Source organism: Mycobacterium sp. IDUB_39, assembly GCF_055419205.1.
This window is the reverse complement of the sequence record NZ_JBVAXF010000007.1, coordinates 92042-112015: the sequence shown is the minus strand read 5'-3', so window position 1 is coordinate 112015 and position 19974 is coordinate 92042. Positions and strand designations below refer to the sequence as shown.

Below are 19974 nucleotides of genomic sequence, written 5' to 3'. Positions count from 1 at the left end.
GAACTTTTCCGGACTGCGGAGGTACGTCCAATGCTGTTCTCGGCATTGCCCGAAACACAGGGTCTCTACGATCCCGAGCACGAGTCGGACTCGTGCGGTGTCGCCATGATCGCTGACATTCAGGGGCGTCGATCGCATTCCATCGTCGCCGATGGACTGACCGCGCTCGAGCATCTCGAACATCGCGGTGCGGCAGGCGCCGAGCCCAACAGCGGTGACGGGGCTGGCATCCTGCTGCAACTGCCCATCGAACTGCTACGCGACGTCGTCGACTTCGCGTTGCCCGAGTCCGCGCCGGACGGCTCGAACACGTTCGCTGCCGGAATCTGCTTCCTGCCAAGCGATCCCGTCACGCGGATTGCGGCACGCGAGCGCATTGACCAGATCGCTGCAGAGGAGGGGCTTGAGGTCCTCGGCTGGCGTGAGGTCCCGATCGATCCCGACGGTGCTCAGGTCGGTGACACCGCGCTCGGCTGTCTGCCCCACATGTCCCAGTTGTTCGTCACCGCACCGGAACTCGAGGGAGTCAGGCCCGGCGGAATCGACCTGGACCGTCGGGTCTATCCGCTGCGCAAGCGCGCCGAGGCGGGCCCCGACGAGCTTCAGGTGTACTTTCCGTCGCTGTCCAGTCGCACCATGGCCTACAAGGGCATGCTCACCACGATGCAGCTGCCCCGGTTCTTCCCGGACCTGCGAGATGAACGGTGCCGCAGCGCGATTGCGATCGTGCACAGCCGGTTCTCCACCAACACGTTCCCCTCGTGGCCGTTAGCCCATCCGTTTCGGTTCGTCGCCCACAACGGCGAGATCAACACCGTGCGCGGCAACCGCAATCGAATGCATGCACGCGAGGCGACGCTGGCGAGCGCCCGCATCCCCGGCGACCTGAGCAGGCTCTCACCCGTCTGCACGCCCGGAGCGTCGGACTCCGCGACCTTCGACGAGGTGCTCGAACTGTTGCACCTCGGTGGGCGGAGCCTGCCGCATGCCGTGATGATGATGATCCCGGAGGCGTGGGAGAACAACACGACGATGGACCCGCGGCGCAGGGCGTTCTGGCAGTTCCACGCCTCGCTCATGGAGCCGTGGGACGGGCCTGCCTGCGTGACTTTCACGGACGGCTCGGTGGTCGGAGCGGTCTTGGACCGCAACGGGTTACGCCCCGGACGCTGGTGGCGCACGATCGACGACCGGATCATCCTGGCCAGTGAGAGCGGTGTGTTGGACGTACCGTCGGCCGAGATCGTGGCCAAGGGCCGCCTGGAACCGGGCAGGATGTTCCTCATCGACACGGCCGCGGGCCGGATCGTGGCCGATGACGAGGTCAAGGACCAACTGGCCGCCGCGGAGGCCTACGGCGAGTGGCTGCACGCCGGCCTTCTCGACCTCAAGACACTGCCCGACCGGGCGCGCGTGCAACCCAACCACGAATCAGTCGTGCGCAGGCAGATCTCCTTCGGCTACACCGAGGAGGAGCTGCGGATCATGCTGACGCCGATGGCCGCCTCGGGTGCCGAACCATTGGGTTCCATGGGCACCGACACCCCGGCCGCGGTGCTCTCACAGCGATCGCGGCTTCTCTACGACTACTTCGTCGAACTCTTCGCTCAGGTCACGAACCCGCCGCTGGACGCCATCCGCGAAGAGGTCGTGACGTCGATGGCGCGCGTCATGGGTCCCGAGCAGAACCTGCTGGAACCCTCTGCGGCGTCGTGTCGCCAGATCGTGTTGCGCTGGCCGGTTTTGGACAACGACGAACTCAACAAGATCGTCCACATCAATGACGACGGTGAGCAGCCCGGTCTCAACACAAAGGTGCTGCGCGCGCTCTATGACGTGGAGCGTGGCGGTGAGGGTCTCGCCGAGGCGCTGGAGGAGTTGCGCGTCCGGGCGAGCACGGCGATCGCGCGGGGGGCCAGGACTTTGGTCATCTCGGATCGAGACTCCGACCACACCAGGGCGCCGATCCCGTCGTTGCTGGCGGTGTCGGCGGTGCACCACCACCTGGTCCGCACCAGGGAGCGCACCTCGGTCGCGCTGGTGGTCGAGAGCGGTGACGCCCGCGAGGTGCACCACATCGCCATGCTGATCGGATTCGGCGCGGCGGCGGTGAACCCCTATCTGGCCTTCGAGTCGATCGAGGACCTGGTTCGCGAGGGCGAGCTCACCGGAATCGAGTCGTCGACCGGCGTCCGCAACTACCTCAAGGCGCTCGGCAAGGGCGTGATGAAGGTGATGAGCAAGATGGGCATCTCCACCGTCGCCTCCTACACCGGAGCCCAGGCCTTCGAGGCCATCGGCCTGGACCGCGATGTGGTCGACGAGTACTTCGCCGGCACACCCAGTCAGATCGGCGGCGTCGGCCTCGACGTCCTCGCCGAGGAGGTCAAGCTGCGGCACCGCCGCGCCTACCCCGAGAATCCGACCGAACGCGTGCACCGTCGGCTCGAGGTGGGTGGTGAGTACGCATTCCGACGCGAGGGCGAACTGCATCTGTTCACCCCGGAAGTGGTCTTCCTGCTGCAGCATTCGACGCGAACCGGCCGTCGTGAGGTGTTCGAGCGGTACTCCGAGGAGGTCAACCGGCTGGCCCGCGAGGGTGGGGTGCTGCGCGGCCTGTTCGAACTGAAGTCTGGCGTGCGCCCGCCGGTGCCGCTGGCCGAGGTGGAGTCCGCGGAGTCCATCCTGACCCGGTTCAACACCGGCGCAATGAGTTACGGGTCCATCTCGGCCGAGGCGCACGAAACCATGGCGATCGCGATGAATGCGCTCGGCGGCCGGTCGAACTGCGGGGAGGGCGGCGAGGACGTCGACCGGCTCTATGACCCGCGTCGGCGTAGCGCGGTCAAGCAGGTCGCATCCGGCCGATTCGGCGTCACCAGCGACTACCTCGTCAACGCCAGCGATATCCAGATCAAGATGGCTCAGGGCGCCAAGCCCGGTGAGGGTGGTCAGCTGCCGGGGTACAAGGTGTACCCGAACATCGCGAAGACACGGCACTCGACGCCGGGTGTTGGTCTGATCTCACCGCCGCCGCATCACGACATCTATTCGATCGAGGACCTCGCGCAGCTGATCCACGATCTGAAGAACGCCAACTCGCAGGCCCGGATCCACGTCAAGCTGGTGAGTTCGGTGGGCGTCGGAACCGTGGCGGCGGGGGTGTCCAAGGCGCACGCCGATGTCGTGCTGATCTCCGGATACGACGGCGGGACCGGCGCTGCCCCGCTGACGTCGCTCAAGCACGCGGGGGCGCCGTGGGAGATCGGGCTGGCCGACACGCAGCAGACGTTGGTGCTCAACGGTCTTCGTGACCGCATCACCGTGCAGTGCGACGGTGGTATGCGCACCGCTCGCGACGTGATCGTCGCTGCGCTGCTGGGTGCCGAGGAGTACGGGTTCGCCACCGCGCCCCTGGTGGTTGCCGGGTGCATCATGATGCGGGTCTGCCACCTCGACACCTGTCCGGTGGGTGTCGCGACTCAGAACCCGGAGCTGCGGGCGCGTTTCAACGGCAAGCCCGAGTTCGTGGAGAACTTCTTCCGGTTCATCGCCGAGGATGTTCGCAAATACCTTGCCGAGCTGGGCTTCCGGAGCATTGACGAGGCGGTCGGACGGGTCGATGTGCTCGACACGGCACCGGGTGTCGCGCACTGGAAAAGCCGCGGCCTGGACCTCAGCCCGATCTTCGCGGTTCCCACCGATGCGCACGGCGCCAAGCTGACGCAGCGGCGCAGGCTGCGTGACCAGGACCACGGCCTCGAGCACGCACTCGACCAGACCATGATCGCGCTCGCCGAGGGCGCGCTCGAGGACGCCCATCCCGTGCGTCTCGAGCTTCCGGTGCGCAACGTCAACCGCACCGTCGGCACGCTGCTGGGCGCGGAGGTCACTCGCCGCTACGGCGCCCAGGGCCTGCCCGAGGACACCATTGGTGTCACCCTCACCGGGTCGGCGGGCCAGTCGCTGGGCGCATTCCTGCCGCCTGGCGTCACGCTCGACCTTGTCGGCGACGCCAACGACTATGTCGGGAAGGGGCTCTCGGGTGGCCGGGTGATCGTTCGCCCCGACGACGACGTGCTGTTCCTGCCGGAGGACAATGTCATCGCGGGTAACACCCTGCTGTTCGGCGCCACCTCGGGAGAGGTGTTCCTGCGGGGCCGCGTGGGTGAGAGGTTCTGCGCCCGCAACTCCGGGGCGCTGGCGGTCGTCGAGGGTGTGGGTGACCACGCCTGCGAGTACATGACCGCTGGACGCGTCGTGGTGCTTGGCGCGACGGGCCGGAACATGGCCGCGGGGATGTCGGGCGGCATCGCCTTCGTCCTGGGCCTCGACCCGGCGCAGGTGAACCTCGAGATGGTCGAGCTGCAGCGGCTGGAACCCGAGGATCTGTCCTGGTTGCGCGGCGTCGTCTCACGGCACGCGAAGTTCACCGGAAGCACCGTCGCGGGGTCGCTGCTGTCGGATTGGCCAAGGCGCAGTGCACAGTTCACGAAGATCATGCCGACCGACTACCAGCGTGTGCTTGAGGCAACCAGGATGGCGAAGGCCGAGGGCCGCGACGTCGACACTGCGATCATGGAGGCAAGTCGTGGCTGACCCAACGGGATTTCTGCGGGTACCCAAGGTTGACGCGGCCAACCGGCCGGTCGACGAACGCGTCGGGGACTGGCGGGAGGTCTACGAACGCCAGGATCCCTACGAGCGGGCCGATGAGGTCTCGCAGCAGGCCCGCCGGTGCATGGACTGCGGTATTCCGTTCTGCCACTCGGGTTCTGCGGGCTGCCCGCTGGGCAACCTGATCCCCGAGTGGAACGACCTGGTGCGGCGTGGACGGTGGGACGCGGCCAGCGAGCGGCTGCACGCCACCAACAACTTCCCGGAGTTCACCGGCAGACTGTGCCCGGCGCCGTGTGAGGCCGCGTGTGTGCTGTCGATCGCCGAGGAGACGACCGGCGGCGCCGTGACCATCAAGCGCATCGAGCAGACCATCGCCGATCATGCGTGGCGCAACGGCATCGTCGAACCCGCACCCGCGGCCATCGTCACAGGTAAGAGCGTTGCGGTGGTCGGGTCCGGGCCTGCGGGACTGGCTGCGGCACAACAGCTCACCCGCGCCGGACACCACGTCACCGTCTACGAGCGCGACGACCGGCTGGGTGGTCTCATGCGGTACGGGATTCCCGAGTACAAGCTGGAGAAGTCCGCACTCAACCAGAGGCTCGCCCAGATGCGGGCCGAGGGTACGCGATTCATCACCGAGTGCGAGGTCGGGGTTGACCTCAGCGTCGAGGCGCTACGGGAACAGCACGACGCGGTCGTGCTCGCCGTGGGCGCACTGCGCGCCCGTGACAATGCGGTGCCGGGGCGCGAGCTGGCCGGCGTGCATCTGGCGATGGAACATCTGGTGCCTGCCAATCGCGAGTGCGAGGGTGACGGGCACTCCGATGTGTCGGCCGAGGGCAAGCACGTCGTGATCATCGGTGGCGGTGACACGGGGGCGGACTGCCTGGGCACGGCGCATCGCCAGGGTGCGGTGTCGGTCACCCAGCTCGACTACAACTCCGAACCGCCCGAACGGCGAGACGACACGCTGTCCCCGTGGCCGACGTGGCCGATGGTGCTGCGCATGTCGCCCGCGCACGCCGAGGGTGGTGCCCGTCGCTACGAGGTCGCCGTGCAGCGGTTCATCGGTGACGCCTCGGGCAACGTGGCCGCGATGGAGATCGCGGAAGTCCGCGTCGAACGCGACGCCGAGGGGCGCAGGTCCATCACGCCGGTGGGGGACCCGATGGAGATTCCGTGCGACCTGGCTCTGCTGGCCATCGGATTCGAGGGCGTCGAGCGCATGAGACTGCTCGATGACCTCGGGCTGGCACTCAACGGGCGTGGGGCGCTGCCGTGTGGGTCGGACTGGCAGACCAGTGCGCCCGGAGTGTTCGTCTGTGGTGACGCGCATCGGGGCGCGTCGCTCATCGTGTGGGCCATCGCGGAGGGCCGCAGCGCCGCCCACGCCGTCGACGCCTTCTTGATGGGGGAGTCCGATCTGCCGGCGCCGGTGCGACCCGGAACGCTACCCCTGGCCGTCGTCTGAGACTCCGTCTGAATGGTCATCTGAATCGATCATGACTATGCTGAGATCCCGTGAATAGACGCGGAAAGATCGTCTGTACCCTCGGCCCTGCCACAGGCAGCAGCGAGATGGTTAAGTCGCTGGTCGAATGCGGAATGGACGTCGCTCGACTCAACTTCAGCCACGGTGATTACAGCGATCACGAGGCCAACTACAACTACGTTCGGTCGGCTTCGGACGCCACGGGACGCGCGGTGGGTGTGCTCGCCGATCTCCAGGGGCCCAAGATCCGGCTCGGCAGGTTCTCCACCGGTGCCACGCTGTGGGCCACCGGTGAGACGATCCGCATCACCGTCGAGGACATCATGGGCGTCCACGACCGGGTGTCGACCACCTACAAGCAACTCGCAGTCGACGCCGCGCCGGGGGACCGACTCCTGGTCGACGACGGCAACGTCGGCCTCGTGGTCGAGGCGATCGACGGCGACGACGTGGTGTGCAAGGTCACCGAGGGCGGCCGGGTCAGCAATAACAAGGGCCTGTCGCTGCCCGGTATGAACGTCTCGGTGCCCGCTCTGTCGGCGAAGGACATCGCCGACCTGGAGTTCGCGCTGAACCTCGGCGTCGACCTCGTTGCGCTGTCGTTCGTGCGTTCGCCCGCCGATATCGAACTCGTTCACGAGATCATGGACCGGGTGGGCCGGCGGGTTCCGGTGATCGCCAAGCTGGAGAAGCCCGAGGCCATCGCCAACCTCGAGGCGATCGTGCTGGCCTTCGACGCCATCATGGTCGCGCGCGGTGACCTCGGCGTCGAACTGCCGCTCGAGGAGGTGCCGCTGGTCCAGAAGCGCGCCATCCAGATGGCCAGGGAGAACGCGAAACCAGTCATCGTGGCAACGCAGATGCTGGAGTCGATGATCGAGCACTCCAGGCCCACGCGTGCCGAGGCTTCCGACGTCGCCAACGCCGTGCTCGACGGCGCCGACGCCGTGATGCTCTCCGGTGAGACGTCGGTGGGCAAGTATCCGCTCGAGACGGTCCGCACCATGGCGCGCATCCTGCAGGCTGTCGAGGACAACTCGACAGCGGCGCCGCCCCTGACTCACATGCCACGCACCAAGCGCGGCGTCATCTCCTATGCGGCCCGTGACATCGGCGAGCGGCTCGATGCGAAGGCCCTGGTGGCCTTCACCCAGTCCGGTGACACCGTCAAGCGGCTGGCTCGGCTGCACACGCCGCTACCGCTCCTGGCGTTCACCCCACTGCCCGAGGTGCGCAGTCAGCTGGCGCTGACGTGGGGCACCGAGACGTTCATCGTCAAGCAGATGGACACCACCGACGGCATGATCCGCCAGGTCGACGAGTCGCTGCTCGCGCTGGGTCGCTACAAGCGGGGCGACCTGGTGGTCATCGTCGCTGGGGCTCCTCCGGGCACAGTAGGCTCGACCAACCTGATCCACGTGCACCGGATCGGCGAGGACGACCACTAGGAGGGTTTGTGTCGGGAGGCGCCGAGCAGCCGAGGGCGCGACGAGCGTCCCATCCCGACTTCACCGAACTCCTGGCGGTCCTTGACGTCGAACGCGTCGGGGATGGCCTGTTCACCGGGTCGCACCCCAGCAAGAACCCGGTCAGGACGTTCGGCGGCCAGATGATGGCGCAGGCGTTCGTCGCGGCCAGTCGCACGGTTCGTGACGGCCTGCCGCCCAGTGCGCTGTCAATGCACTTCATCGCAGGCGGTGACCCCGAGCGGGAACTCGAGTTCCACGTGGTCGCGCTACGCGACGAGCGCCGCTTCGCCAACCGCCGGGTTGATGTCATGCAGGACGATCTGCTGCTGGGGTCGGCCCTGGTGTCGCATCTGTCCGGCGGTCGCGGACTGGAACACGATATCGAGGCGCCGGTGGTTCCGCCGCCGGGCGATCTGCCCGGTATCGACGATGTGCTGCGCGGCTACGAGAAGACCGTGCCGCACTTCGCCGAGGCGCTGCGGCCCATCGAGTGGCGCTACACCAACGATCCGGCGTGGGTGATGCGGGACAAGGGCGGGAAGCTGACGCACAACCGGGTGTGGATGACGGCCGCGGGGGAGATGCCCGACGACCCGATCCTGCACGCGGCCGCACTGGTGTACTCATCGGACACCACCGTGCTCGACTCGATCATCACCACCCACGGACTGTCGTGGGGATTCGACCGCATCTTCGCGGTGACGATGAACCACTCGGTGTGGTTCCACCGGCCGATCCGGTTCGACGACTGGGTGCTCTACTCGACGTCGTCGCCGGTGGCATCGGATTCACGGGGGCTGGGCACCGGCCACTTCTTCGACGAGTCCGGACGCGTGCTCGCCACCGTCGTGCAGGAGGGCATCGTCAAGTACTTCCCCGAACGGGGCTGACGCCGCTACCCGGTGGGTGTTGGAGCCACGCCGAAACGACTCTCCACGCGATCGCGAAGTTGGTCGGCGCACGCCTCGGATGCCGCCCGATCCGTCCCCGCATCCGCGACGCAGTCGAGGTAGTCCGCTCCGCCAACCTCATTGAAGATGCCAACCCAGACGGCGGTGAAGGCCAGCGACACGACGATCGCCAACGCGCCCAAGGCGATTCCCGCGACGGCCACTCCACCGTTGGATGCCTCACCACGATTCGCGCGGCCCCGACCGGCGATGCCGAGAATCACTGCGACGACGCCGATCACGAGGCCGCCGACCACCGACCAGAAGAGAAGCAGCGCCACGATCGCCAGAACCAACGCGGCGATACCGAGCCCGTTGCGCGGCGCGCTGGGTGGTGGCGGCCCGTAGCCGGGGTATGGATTCTGCTGGTATGGCGGCGGATATCCGCCCGGATACCCGGTCATGTCTGGTCAGCGTACTCGCCGCGGTCGGAGTTGAATTCTGAGTTGAACTCCGAGGCGGCGACGACTCGGCAGGGCAGCCCGTCGGGCAGGTGATGAGTGGCGACGACGACCGTGCGGTCGGCCCCGAACAGCATGCCCGGCGTCAGGAGGCGGACCAGGATCCGGCCGGCGTCGACCGCGTCGAGGTGTTCGGTGGGTTCGTCGAGCAGCACGATCGGGAAGTTCGAGACGAGCGCTCGAGCCAACAGGAGGCGTCGGCGCTGCCCGGCCGACACCGCGGCGGCGCCGCCGTCCAGAACCGTCGAGAGCCCATCGGGCAGTGCGTCGAGCCAGGGCCGCAGGCCTACGGTGTCGAGTGCCGCGGTGATTTCGGCGTCGGTGGCGTCACCGCGGGCCACCAGCAGGTTATCCCGCACAGTGGTGTCGAACAGGTGGGCGTCCTCGGCGAAATAGCCTGCGGTGAGGGGCTCTTGATGCGCCTCGGCGATAGTGGTCAACAGGGTGGTCTTGCCGCTGCCGCTCGGACCGAGCACCGCGAGGCGGTCACCCTCGCGCAGGTCGATCTGGGTCAGCCTCGGACGTGGTCGACCGTCTACCGGGGCGGTGAGGTCTGCCAGTCGACGTGCCGCGATGCGGGCGCGTACCAGGTGCACGGCAGCGGCCGGTAGCGCGGAGGTCGCCTCGAATGCCGACAACGGCAACAACATCAGGATCGCCACCGTGGTCGGGGCCGCTGTCGCCGCGAGCGTCGTCGCCACGAGGGCGGCACCCAGCGCGGCGGCGCCCACCGCCAGTGTCGGTACCGCTGCGGCGACCGCTGCAGGCCGTGCGGCGCGATCGGACGCATGGCCCCAGTTGCGGTGCTGGCGAGTCGATTCAGCGATCATCGCGTCGAGCCGGCCCGCGACACGTAGCTCGGGTCCATGGTCGAGTGCCAGCATGCCCGCGGTGTCTCGGCCAGCGTGGTGGCGGACTGCCAGCGTCTCGGCGTGGTCGGCCGCGCGTGCGGCGAGCCATGGTGCGACGACACCCGCGACCACCAGGCTGACGGCGAGCACGACGGCGGCGGCCACGGACGCGAATGCCAGCGCGATGACGGCGGCCGACGACAGCACGACCGCGACCGCGATCGGAATCAGTGCACGCACGATCACGTCGGCCAGCTCATCCACCGAGCCACCGAGACGTGACACCAGTTCGCCACCGTGCCAGCGCATAGCCGTATCGGCGGGTGCGGCGGCGAGTCGCCGGTACAACAGTGACCGAGCGTTGCCCGCCGCGCGCAGCGCCGTGTCGTGTGTCGCGAGCCGTTCGCAGTAGCCGAGGACCCCTCGCGATATGCCAAGAGCGCGGACGGCCACGACGGCGACGGTCAGGTCGAGGATGGGTGGTCGCTCCCAGGCACGGGCGATCAGCCAGGCGGCCACGACGGCCAGCGCCAGTGCGCTTCCCAGCGACAGCACTCCGAGTGCGACCGCCGCGGCGAGCCGGCCCCGGCGCGGTCGCAGCAGCCCAATGGCGGCGGCCATCGGGTCGGTGTTGGTCCGGTCGTCGGGCTCAGTGGCGAGCAAGGGCCGCACCTCCCACGTGCACGATGCGGTCACCGACGGCAACGACCTCGGCGCGGTGTCCGACGAGCACCACCGTGGCGCCCGCACGGGCTCGCGCGACGATCGCGGCGAGCACCCGGCTCTCCAGTGCCGCGTCGAGGTGTGACGTCGGCTCGTCGAGCAGCAGGACTGACGCGGATGAGCCCAACACGCGTGCCAGCCCGAGGCGCTGGCGCTGACCCAGCGACAGGCCGGTTCCGGCGCGTCCGAGCGGGGTGTCGTAGCCGTCGGGGAGCGTGGCCAGAACGTCGTCGAAACCGGCTGCGCGACAGGCAGCATCGAGATCGGCAAGTGGTCCGAACAGGTTCAGGTTCTCGTGTACCGTTCCGGGAATCAGGACCGGCCGTTGCGTCAGCCAGGCCACCTGCGCCCACCAATCGTCGGGTTCGAGATCGACCACGTCGACGTCGCCGATCAGCACTCGACCCGAGGTCGGTGGCGTCAACCCCAGGATCATTTGCAGGGCGGTGCTCTTTCCGGCGCCGTTGGGTCCGGTCAACACGGTGATCTCGCCCGGGTCGATCTCCGCAGACAAGCCGTCCGGGGCCGCGCCGTCACGCCCAGCCAGCGTCAACCCGTCCAGACGGATCGGTGTTCCCGCCGCGGTCACCGTTGCGACGCCTGCCTGCGGTCGTGGGAGTTCGTCCAGCAGCGCAACCGCTTTGGCCGCGGCGGTCTTCCCGTCCTGGGCGGCGTGGAACTCCACGCCGACGCGACGCAGCGGCCAGAACACCTCAGGTGCCAGCAGCAGTGCGGTGAGTGCGTTGGCCAACTCCATCTCGCCGTACACCAGTCGCAGTCCGACGCTGACCGCCACCAGCGCGACACCGAGTGTGGCCAGCAGTTCGAGCACCAGCGAGGACAGGAAGGCTATCCGCAACGTGGACATGGCCGAACGGCGATGCGCTGCACTGAGTTCGGTGATTCGGTACGCGGGTCCGTCGGCCCGGCCGAGTGCCCGCAGGGTGGGGATGCCCGCGACAAGGTCGAGCAGGCGGGATTGGAGGGTGGACATCGCGTTGAGTGAGGCTGCGGAGCGGTCGGCGGTTACCAGGCCGATGAGGATCATGAACACGGGGATCAGCGGCAGCGCGATCACCACGATGATCGCGGACTGCAGGTCGTAGCAGGCCATGACGATCACGGCTGCGGGGCTGAGGATTCCGGCGAGGACCACCGCCGGGATGTATCGGGTGAAGTAGGGACGCAGGCCGTCAAGTCCTCGTGTGGTGAGCAGCGCGGCCTCGTCGCGAACCTCGGCGAGACGCCGCGGGGGCAGTGCGGCCACGGTGGAGAGCACCTGCCGGTTCAGGTCACTGATCGTGGCGGTCGCCCCGCGCTGGCTGAGCCGGGCCTGCACCCACTGGCCGGCCGCGCGAAGCACCCACAGTGCCAGCAGTATCCACAGCGACCCCGCCCAGTGCGAGACGCTGCGGGATGCCGGATCGGTGATGAAGCCCGCCGTGACGTGTGCCAGTACCACCGCGGCAGCGATGGCCGCGCCGGTGATGACCACACCGCAGCACACGGACGCGGCCAGGTGCCGCCGCATCGCGGGGGAGCCGCTGAGCGGGTTCACGGCATCTGCCGCGACAGTCCGATCGGGTCGGGAATCCGGTCGGCGGAGATCCGTTGGCGGAACACCCAGTACGTCCACGCCTGATAGGCGATCACGAGCGGCGCGAAGATCAGCGCAGCCCACGACATGATCTTCAGCGTGTACTGGGAGGAGGATGCGTTCTCGATTGTCAGACTCCAGGCGGGATCGAGCGTGGATGGCACCAGGTTCGGGTACAGCGACCCGAACAGCAGGACTACGACGGCCGCGATCACCACCGCGGTGAACACGAAGGTCCACCCGTCTCCGCTGCGACTCCACACCAGCATGACGGCGGTTAGCTGCGCGACCACCGCGATACCGAACACCAGCCAGGTCCAGTCCTTTCCGTACGCGAGTTCGGTCCACAGTCCGAACGCGGCGACGACGACGGTGACCGGGACGGCCAACAGGCCGGCGAACCGGGCGGCTTCATCTCGCACGGACCCCTCGGTCTTCAATCGGATGAACACCGCACCGTGGAAGGCGAACAGACCGCCCGTGGCCAGACCGCCGAGCAGCGAGTACGGGTTCAGTACGTCGCCGAACGTGAGGTGGATCTGCGCATCAGCGTCCACGGGTAGCCCCCGCACCAGCGAGGCGAACGCGACACCCCAGAGGACGGCGGGCAGCCACGAACCGACCGCGATGGCGGCATCAGCCCATGATCGCCACCGTGGATCGTCGACCTTGCCGCGCCACTCGATTGCACAGACGCGCACGATCATGCCGACCAGGATTGCCAGCAGCGGAAGGTAGAGACCGGAGAAGACCGTCGCGTACATGGCTGGGAACGCGGCGAACATCGCGCCACCGGCGGTGATCAGCCATACCTCGTTGCCGTCCCACACCGGCCCGATGGTGTTCAGGACGGCACGCTGGCTGCGCTCACGGTCGTCGCCCTCGCGTCTGCCGAACCACCGCATGAGCATGCCGACGCCGAAGTCGAATCCCTCGAGTACGAAGAAGCCCAAGAACAACGCCGCAAGTGCGACGAACCAGAAGTCCTGAAGTCCCATGTTCCCTCCCTCAGTAGGCGAACGACAGCGGAGCGATCTCGTCGTCGCCGGGCGGTTTCGGTGGTGCGGGTTCTGCGTCGTGTTCCAGTGGACCCTCGACCACGTAGCGCCGGATCAGCCAGAACCAGATCACCGCGAGCACCGCGTAGATGAGGGTGAAGAGGAGCAGCGATGTCACCACCATTCCGGCGGAGTGGCCCGACACGCCCTGCGCAACGTTCAGGTGAAGTTCCGGATCACCCGTGGGATTGGGCACCACAACCCACGGCTGGCGGCCCATCTCGGTGAACACCCATCCCGCGCTGTTGGCCAGGAACGGTGTGGGCAGGGTGAGCAGTGCGAACCACGAGAACCATCGCTGGCGGGGGATGCGGCCGCCTCGTGTCAGCCACAGCGCGACGACGGCGAAAAGCGAGGGTATGGCCAGTAGTCCGATCATCGCGCGGAACGACCAGTACGTGACGAACAGGTTCGGCCGGTAGTCACCGGGGCCGAACTGCTTCTCGTACCTCTCCTGGAGGTCTTGGACGCCTTCTAGTGTGACGCCGGAGAGCTTTCCCTCGGCCAGGAAGGGAAGCACGTAGGGCACCTCGATGAGATGTGTGACGCTGTCGCAGTTGTTGTGCGTCCCGACGGTGAGAATCGAGAAGTCGGGGTCGGTTTCGGTGTGACACAACGATTCCGCTGATGCCATCTTCATCGGCTGTTGCTGGAACATCAGTTTGCCCTGCACGTCCCCGGTGTAAGCGAGCGCACCGGCTGAGACGAGCGTGACGAGGCAGCCGAGGATGGCGGCCGGGCGGTACATGGTGCGCGCATCATCGCTGGTGCGGTCCCGCACCATCCACCATGCGCACACGCCGGCCACGAAGGTGCCCGCGGTGAGGAACGCCCCGAACACGGCGTGCGAGAACGCCGCTATCGCAGTGTTGTTGGAGAACAGCTCCACGATGCTTGTCAGTTCGGCACGGCCGGTTTCCGGATTGAAACGGGCACCCACCGGATGCTGCATCCACGAGTTGGCGGCGATGATGAAGAAGGCCGACATGTTCACCGCGATGGCGACCACCCAGATGCACGCAAGGTGGACCAGGCGGTTCAGGCGGGTCCACCCGAAGATCCAGAGGCCGATGAAGGTCGACTCGAAGAAGAAGGCGACCAGGCCCTCCAACGCCAGCGGTGCGCCGAAGACGTCGCCGACGTATCGGGAGTACTCACTCCAGTTCATCCCGAACTGGAACTCCTGCACGATCCCGGTTGCCACGCCGAGGGCGAAGTTGATCAGGAACAGCTTCCCGAAGAACCTGGTCAGCCGGTACCACGACGTGTTGCCCGTGATCACCCAGGCGGTCTGCATGACGGCGATCAGCGGCGCGAGACCGATGGTCAGCGGCACAAAGATGAAGTGGTAGACCGTCGTGATTCCGAACTGCCACCGTGACACATCCAACGCGTCCATGAGCACCATCTCCCGGGCTGCGGTCCCGATCCACTACGGATCTACGACGGAGTGTAGTAGACCCCGGGGCCGCGGGTGATGCGATGTGAGCTGTCAGTCAGTAGTGGATTCCTTGACAGGAGCTGTCGGCTCCGTGGGTACAACCGTTTCCGTCGCCGGCGTCGTCGCCACCGGGTCAGATTTCGCGCCGAGCGCGTTGGCGGTCCTGCGGATTCCGATGGCGGCGACGGCCTCCATCACACCGATGACGATCAGCCAGATGCCGACAACAAGGGCCAGTGTCTGCATCGACGTGAACGGTGATGCGAGAACCACGACACCGGCGATAAGGCTGATGACGCCGACGAAGATGTTCCAGCCGCGGCCGGGCAGCGTCGGGTCGCTGATTGCGGAAACCGTTGTGGCCACTCCGCGGAAGATGAAACCAATGGCGATCCAGATGGCCATCAACAGCACGGCGTCGTACAGGTGGCGGAATGCGAGCACGGCGAGGATGAGCGATGCTGCGCCACTGATGAAGAGCAGCACGCGTCCGCCCGCGGCCACGTGCAGGCTGAAGGCGAAGATGACCTGCTGGATGCCGGTAATCAACAGGTATACGCCGAAGAAGATCGCGGCCACGGTGATGGTGATGTCTGGCCACGCCACCACGGCGACGCCGAGTGCGACGGCCAACACGCCGGAGACGAGGGCTGATTTCCACAGGTGGGGCAACAGACTTGGCGTGGCGGAAGTACTCATGGTCGAAGTCTTGCACAGCACGGAATCCGTGGGACGTTTTCGTCGCGGTCGATGGCGATAACGGCGTCGTCAGACCGGCTAGGTCGTTAATGTTCCGTTACCGGCCATGCGTGCTGGGTCCCATGTCGTTAACCTCCTCGGCTTGGGGGAATGATGACGACCCGAAGAAGAGAGATGAGGCAACTCGTGTCAGCTCCGAAGATGTGGCGCATCGCCGCGGCGTTTGCCGCGGCCGGCGCTCTGGCCCTATCAGGGTGTGCGAGCAACACCGAAAGCAGCGGTCCGTCGACCAGCACCACCGCAGCGTCCGCCGCGAAGGTCGACGAAATCGCCAACACCGTCCCGGAGGACATCAAGTCCTCCGGCAAGCTGATCGTCGGCGTGAACCTGCCGTACGCGCCCAATGAGTTCAAGGACGCCAGCGGCAAGATCGTCGGCTTCGACGTGGACCTGATGAACGCGATCGCCGCCACCCTGGGGCTCACCCCGGACTACCGCGAGTCCGACTTCGCCAAGATCATCCCGTCGATCCAGGGCGATACCTATAACGTCGGCATGTCCTCGTTCACCGACACCAAGGAGCGCGAGCAGTCGGTGGATTTCGTCACCTACTTCTCCGCCGGCATTCAGTGGGCGCAGCGGCCGGACGCACCGGTAGATCCGAACAACGCGTGCGGCAAGAAGGTTTCCGTGCAGGCGACGACTACCGAAGAGGTCGATGAGTTGCCGGCCAAGAGCAAGGCCTGCACCGACGCAGGCAAGCCGGCGATCGAGATCTTGAAGTTTGACGGGCAGGACGCCGCGGCCAATGCGGTGGTGCTCGGCCAGGCCGATGCGATGTCCGCCGACTCGCCGGTGACGGCCTACGCAATCAAGCAGAGCAACGGCAAGCTCGAGGCCGCGGGCGAGATCTTCGATTCCGCGCCGTATGGCTGGCCGGTGAAGAAGGGTTCACCGTTGGCGCAGTCGCTGCAGCAGGCGCTGGAGCACTTGATCGAAACGGGTGATTACAAGACCATCGCCGCGAACTGGGGACTCGAGAGCGGCATGATCGACAAGCCCGTCATCAACGGCGCGACCAGCTGATCGACGGATGAGAGTCGACGCCGCGTCGCCGCCCGAGAGTCCCACCCGGATCGACGCCGTGCCATTACGGCATCCGTGGCGGTGGGTGGCGGCCGGTGTCGTCCTCATTCTGGTCGCGCTCTTCCTGTGGGGCGCGGCCACCAACGGCGCCTACGGCTGGGAGGTGTACCGCAAGTACCTGTTCGACCAGCGGGTGTCCGAGGCGGCCTGGAACACCCTGCAGCTGACCATCTTCGCGATGGTTTTGGCGATCGTCCTCGGCGTGATCCTGGCCGTGATGCGGCTGTCGCCCAATCCGGTGTTCCGGGCCGTGGCGTGGGTGTACCTGTGGATCTTCCGTGGCACGCCGGTGTACGTCCAGCTGGTGTTCTGGGGTCTGTTCCCGACGATCTACCAGAACATCCAGCTCGGTGTTCCGTTTGGGCCCACCTTCTTTCACATCAACCTGCAGGGACTGTCGATCGCGTTCGTTCTCGCGGTGGTCGGTCTGGGGCTCAACGAGGCGGCCTACATGGCCGAGATCATCCGGGCGGGAATCAGTTCGGTGCCCGAGGGGCAGACGGAGGCCTCCACCGCGCTGGGCATGTCGTGGTGGATGACGATGCGGCGCACCGTGCTTCCGCAGGCGATGCGTGTCATCATCCCTCCCACCGGAAACGAGGTCATCAGCATGCTGAAGACCACGTCACTGGTCACCGCTGTGCCCTACACCCTCGAGCTCTACACGCGGACCCGTGATATCTCCGCCGTGATATTCCAACCGATCCCGCTGCTGATGGTGGCCGCAACCTGGTACCTGGCGATCACCAGCGTCCTGATGGTCGGACAGTTCTATCTGGAGCGCTACTTCTCGCGCGGCGCCTCCCGCAAGCTCACAGCCAAGCAACTCGAGGCGCTGGCCAAGGCGCAGTTGGGAGAGAAGCTGTGACGGCCACGGCGCCCATGGTGCGTGCCGAGGAGGTCTGCAAGAACTTCGGCGCGCTGCAGGTCCTAAAGGGTGTGACGCTGGAGGTCGAGCGGGGCCAGGTGTTGGTTCTGGTCGGGCCCTCCGGATCGGGCAAGTCGACATTCCTGCGGTGCATCAACCACCTCGAACAGGTGAACGCCGGCCGGCTGTACGTCGACGGCGACCTGATCGGGTACCGCGAACGTGGCGACAAGCTGTACGAGATGCCCACCCGCGATGCGGCCAGGCAGCGCCGCGACATCGGGATGGTCTTCCAGCACTTCAACCTCTTCCCGCACCGCACAGCACTGCAGAACATCATCGAGGCGCCACTGCACGTGAAGGGTGTGAAGAAGTCGGAGGCCATCGCCCGCGGCAAGGATCTGCTCGAACAGGTGGGGATGGCAGAGAAGGCAACCGCCTATCCGGCGCAGCTGTCGGGCGGACAGCAGCAACGCGTCGCGATCGCGCGGGCGCTGGCGATGGATCCCAAGCTGATGCTGTTCGACGAGCCGACCTCGGCACTTGACCCCGAACTCGTGGGAGAGGTGCTGGGAGTGATGAAGAAGCTCGCGGGCGAGGGCATGACGATGATCGTGGTCACTCACGAGATGGGGTTCGCCCGAGAGGTCGCCGACCAGTTGGTGTTCATGGATGCCGGGGTGATCGTGGAACGCGGCAAGCCACGGGACGTGTTGAGCAATCCCCAACACGACCGGACGAAGGCCTTCCTGTCCAAGGTGATGTAGGAGCTGAGCGCGTGGGCGGTGAATACTCTCAGCGCATGCCGGCGTCTCCCGATCCCGTCACGCCACTGTGGCGTGCGGCGCAGATCTTCCGACTGCTGAGCTGTATCTACGCGCTCGTGTTCCAGATCGCGATCACCGATGATCTCGACCGTCCTGCGATCGCGTGGGGGCTCTTCGGGGTGCTGGTCGCATGGAGTGCGGTGTGCGGATTGGCCTATCTGCAGGGTTTCGGACGGCGCCCGTCGTGGGTCGTCGCCGAACTCGTTGTGGTCGTCGCGTTGATGCTGTCGACGGAACTCGTGGCCTCCGATCGCTGGATCCAGGACAACCAGTCGTGGCCGACGACGTTGTGGGCCACCAACGCAACGATCTCGGCGGCCATCCTGCTCGGCCCGGTGGTGGGCATGGGAACGGGACTGGTGGTGACCGCGGCGAGCGCGGTGCTGAAGGGATACCTGAGCCTGAACGTGGGGCGCAATGCCACCGTCGTCATCGAGCTGGCGGTCGGCCTCGCGATCGGGATGGCCGCGCTCACCGCGCGCCGCGCGCACGCCGATCTCGAGCAGGCGGCACGGCTGGCGGCCTCGCTGGAGGAGCGTGAGCGGCTGTCTCGGGAGGTGCACGACGGTGCGATCCAGGTGCTCGCACTGGTGGCTCGGCGCGGCCGCGAGATCGGTGGTGCCACTGCGGAGTTGGCGGAACTGGCCGGTGAGCAGGAGCGGGCATTGCGACGGTGGGTGAGTGCGAGTGGACCCCGTGTGAGGCCAGGGGTGGAGGCGGATCTGGTGCCGATGCTTCGTAGCCGGGAATCCGATCGTGTCTCTACCAGCCTGCCCGGCACACCTGTCATGCTGGACTCGGCGATCGCCGCCGAGGTGGAGGCCGCGGTGGCCAATGCGTTGGACAACGTGGCCGCGCACGCCGGTCCGGGTGCGCATGCGTTCGTGCTTCTGGAGGACCTGGGCGACGAGGTGGTGATCAGCATTCGCGATGACGGCGTGGGGATTGCGCCGGGACGGCTCGAACAAGCCGTGGAGGAGGGCCGCGCTGGCGTCTCGAAATCGATTGTGGGGCGCATCGAGTGGCTGGGTGGTGATACGCGTTTGGTGACCGGCCCGGGCGCTGGCACCGAGTGGGAACTGACCGTGCCGCGGGGGAGTGCTGATGGCAGGCGGTAACGGTGCATTCACGGTGATGGTGGTCGACGACCACCCGATCTGGCGTGATGCGGTGGCCCGCGACCTCGAGGACGAGGGCTTCGACGTCGTCGCCACCGCCGATGGTGTCGGCGCGGCGCGGCGCCGGGCGGCGGCGATCAAACCAGACGTGGTCGTGATGGACATGCGCCTGTCGGACGGGACGGGGGCGCAGGCGACCGCCGAGGTGCTGGCCGTGTCGGCGTCCACGCGTGTGCTGGTGCTCTCGGCGTCCGACGAGCGTGATGACGTCCTCGAGGCTGTGAAGGCCGGGGCCACCGGATATTTGGTCAAGAGTGCGTCCAAGGATGAACTCGCGGCGGCGGTCCGTGCCACCGGTGAGGGCCGCGCGGTTTTCACGCCGGGCCTGGCAGGACTGGTGCTGGGCGAGTACCGGCGGATGGCGAGAAGCCCGGGCGAGGAGTCCGCGCCGACGCTTACCGAGCGCGAGACCGAGATCCTGCGCCATGTGGCAAAGGGGTTGACGGCCAAGCAGATCGGTGAGCGACTCTGCTTGAGCCATCGCACGGTGGAGAATCACGTGCAGGCGACGCTGCGCAAGTTGCAACTGGCCAACCGCGTCGAGCTGGCGAGATACGCGATCGAGCATGGGCTCGATGAATGACTGTGTGA

General features: G+C 66.8%; 15 protein-coding genes. 9 read left to right on the top strand and 6 right to left on the bottom strand.

The window, feature by feature from the left end; all coding sequences use genetic code 11:
* The first annotated feature begins 30 nt into the window (after positions 1-30).
* Genes gltB through ACZY0X_RS24905 form a run of 4 tightly spaced genes read left to right on the top strand, consistent with a single transcriptional unit; the run spans position 31 to position 8474 of the window.
* Positions 31-4599 carry a glutamate synthase large subunit gene (gene gltB / locus ACZY0X_RS24920; protein WP_463774238.1) on the top strand — a complete coding sequence of 1523 codons (4569 nt, stop codon included), beginning with the start codon at positions 31-33 and terminating at the stop codon, positions 4597-4599.
* Positions 4592-6094 carry a glutamate synthase subunit beta gene (locus ACZY0X_RS24915; RefSeq protein WP_463774237.1) on the top strand — a complete coding sequence of 501 codons (1503 nt, stop codon included), beginning with the start codon at positions 4592-4594 and terminating at the stop codon, positions 6092-6094. The genes gltB and ACZY0X_RS24915 overlap by 8 nt, the downstream gene beginning before the upstream one ends.
* A 50-nt stretch (positions 6095-6144) precedes the next feature.
* Positions 6145-7563, top strand: coding sequence for a pyruvate kinase (gene pyk / locus ACZY0X_RS24910; protein WP_463774235.1), 1419 nt, complete (start codon positions 6145-6147; stop codon positions 7561-7563).
* Between the two features lie 8 nt (positions 7564-7571).
* Positions 7572-8474 carry an acyl-CoA thioesterase domain-containing protein gene (locus tag ACZY0X_RS24905; protein WP_463774233.1) on the top strand — a complete coding sequence of 301 codons (903 nt, stop codon included), beginning with the start codon at positions 7572-7574 and terminating at the stop codon, positions 8472-8474.
* A gap of 5 nt (positions 8475-8479) precedes the next feature.
* Here ACZY0X_RS24905 and ACZY0X_RS24900 read toward each other — a convergent pair whose 3' ends face one another.
* The 6 genes from ACZY0X_RS24900 to ACZY0X_RS24875 all read right to left on the bottom strand — a co-directional run bounded on the left by ACZY0X_RS24900 (position 8480) and on the right by ACZY0X_RS24875 (position 15382).
* The gene (locus tag ACZY0X_RS24900; RefSeq protein ID WP_463774232.1) at positions 8480-8938 is read right to left on the bottom strand and encodes a DUF4190 domain-containing protein; all 459 of its coding nucleotides are present in this window, start codon (positions 8936-8938) and stop codon (positions 8480-8482) included.
* Positions 8935-10467, bottom strand: coding sequence for an ATP-binding cassette domain-containing protein (locus tag ACZY0X_RS24895; protein WP_463774577.1), 1533 nt, complete (start codon positions 10465-10467; stop codon positions 8935-8937). Before ACZY0X_RS24895 ends, ACZY0X_RS24900 begins: the two co-directional genes overlap by 4 nt.
* A gap of 28 nt (positions 10468-10495) precedes the next feature.
* On the bottom strand, positions 10496-12100 hold the full coding sequence (gene cydD, locus ACZY0X_RS24890) for a thiol reductant ABC exporter subunit CydD (RefSeq protein ID WP_463774575.1): 1605 nt from the start codon (positions 12098-12100) through the stop codon (positions 10496-10498).
* A 23-nt stretch (positions 12101-12123) separates the two neighbouring features.
* Positions 12124-13164 (bottom strand): cytochrome d ubiquinol oxidase subunit II, encoded by a 1041-nt coding sequence (gene cydB, locus ACZY0X_RS24885; RefSeq protein ID WP_463774231.1) that lies wholly within the window; start codon positions 13162-13164, stop codon positions 12124-12126.
* Positions 13165-13174: 10 nt separating this feature from the next.
* Positions 13175-14623 (bottom strand): cytochrome ubiquinol oxidase subunit I, encoded by a 1449-nt coding sequence (locus ACZY0X_RS24880; RefSeq protein ID WP_463774229.1) that lies wholly within the window; start codon positions 14621-14623, stop codon positions 13175-13177.
* 93 nt (positions 14624-14716) lie between these two features.
* A complete protein-coding gene (locus ACZY0X_RS24875) occupies positions 14717-15382 on the bottom strand; it encodes an HdeD family acid-resistance protein (RefSeq protein WP_463774573.1) in 666 nt (221 codons plus the stop codon).
* A 183-nt stretch (positions 15383-15565) separates the two neighbouring features.
* Between ACZY0X_RS24875 and ACZY0X_RS24870 the strand changes: the two genes are divergently transcribed.
* Genes ACZY0X_RS24870 through ACZY0X_RS24850 form a run of 5 tightly spaced genes read left to right on the top strand, consistent with a single transcriptional unit; the run spans position 15566 to position 19966 of the window.
* Positions 15566-16450, top strand: coding sequence for an ABC transporter substrate-binding protein (locus ACZY0X_RS24870; RefSeq protein ID WP_463774572.1), 885 nt, complete (start codon positions 15566-15568; stop codon positions 16448-16450).
* 7 nt (positions 16451-16457) lie between these two features.
* Positions 16458-17378: an amino acid ABC transporter permease gene (locus tag ACZY0X_RS24865; protein ID WP_463774227.1), complete on the top strand. Its 921-nt coding sequence runs from the start codon at positions 16458-16460 to the stop codon at positions 17376-17378.
* Between the two features lie 14 nt (positions 17379-17392).
* Complete coding sequence (locus tag ACZY0X_RS24860) at positions 17393-18145, top strand: amino acid ABC transporter ATP-binding protein (RefSeq protein ID WP_463774570.1); 753 nt, start codon at positions 17393-17395, stop codon at positions 18143-18145.
* 35 nt (positions 18146-18180) lie between these two features.
* The gene (gene macS, locus ACZY0X_RS24855; protein ID WP_463774226.1) at positions 18181-19323 is read left to right on the top strand and encodes a MacS family sensor histidine kinase; all 1143 of its coding nucleotides are present in this window, start codon (positions 18181-18183) and stop codon (positions 19321-19323) included.
* The gene (locus tag ACZY0X_RS24850) at positions 19310-19966 is read left to right on the top strand and encodes a response regulator (RefSeq protein ID WP_463774225.1); all 657 of its coding nucleotides are present in this window, start codon (positions 19310-19312) and stop codon (positions 19964-19966) included. Before macS ends, ACZY0X_RS24850 begins: the two co-directional genes overlap by 14 nt.
* The last annotated feature ends 8 nt before the right edge of the window (positions 19967-19974 follow it).

Excerpts from the sequence above, each read along its gene's own strand:
- gltB (WP_463774238.1), top strand. The coding sequence starts at position 31 with ATGCTGTTCTCGGCATTGCCCGAAACACAGGGTCTCTACGATCCCGAG.
- ACZY0X_RS24900 (WP_463774232.1), bottom strand. The coding sequence starts at position 8,938 with ATGACCGGGTATCCGGGCGGATATCCGCCGCCATACCAGCAGAATCCA.
- ACZY0X_RS24895 (WP_463774577.1), bottom strand. The coding sequence starts at position 10,467 with ATGGCCGCCGCCATTGGGCTGCTGCGACCGCGCCGGGGCCGGCTCGCC.
- cydD (WP_463774575.1), bottom strand. The coding sequence starts at position 12,100 with ATGCGGCGGCACCTGGCCGCGTCCGTGTGCTGCGGTGTGGTCATCACC.
- cydB (WP_463774231.1), bottom strand. The coding sequence starts at position 13,164 with ATGGGACTTCAGGACTTCTGGTTCGTCGCACTTGCGGCGTTGTTCTTG.
- ACZY0X_RS24880 (WP_463774229.1), bottom strand. The coding sequence starts at position 14,623 with ATGGACGCGTTGGATGTGTCACGGTGGCAGTTCGGAATCACGACGGTC.
- ACZY0X_RS24870 (WP_463774572.1), top strand. The coding sequence starts at position 15,566 with ATGTGGCGCATCGCCGCGGCGTTTGCCGCGGCCGGCGCTCTGGCCCTA.
- ACZY0X_RS24865 (WP_463774227.1), top strand. The coding sequence starts at position 16,458 with ATGAGAGTCGACGCCGCGTCGCCGCCCGAGAGTCCCACCCGGATCGAC.
- ACZY0X_RS24860 (WP_463774570.1), top strand. The coding sequence starts at position 17,393 with ATGGTGCGTGCCGAGGAGGTCTGCAAGAACTTCGGCGCGCTGCAGGTC.
- macS (WP_463774226.1), top strand. The coding sequence starts at position 18,181 with ATGCCGGCGTCTCCCGATCCCGTCACGCCACTGTGGCGTGCGGCGCAG.
- ACZY0X_RS24850 (WP_463774225.1), top strand. The coding sequence starts at position 19,310 with ATGGCAGGCGGTAACGGTGCATTCACGGTGATGGTGGTCGACGACCAC.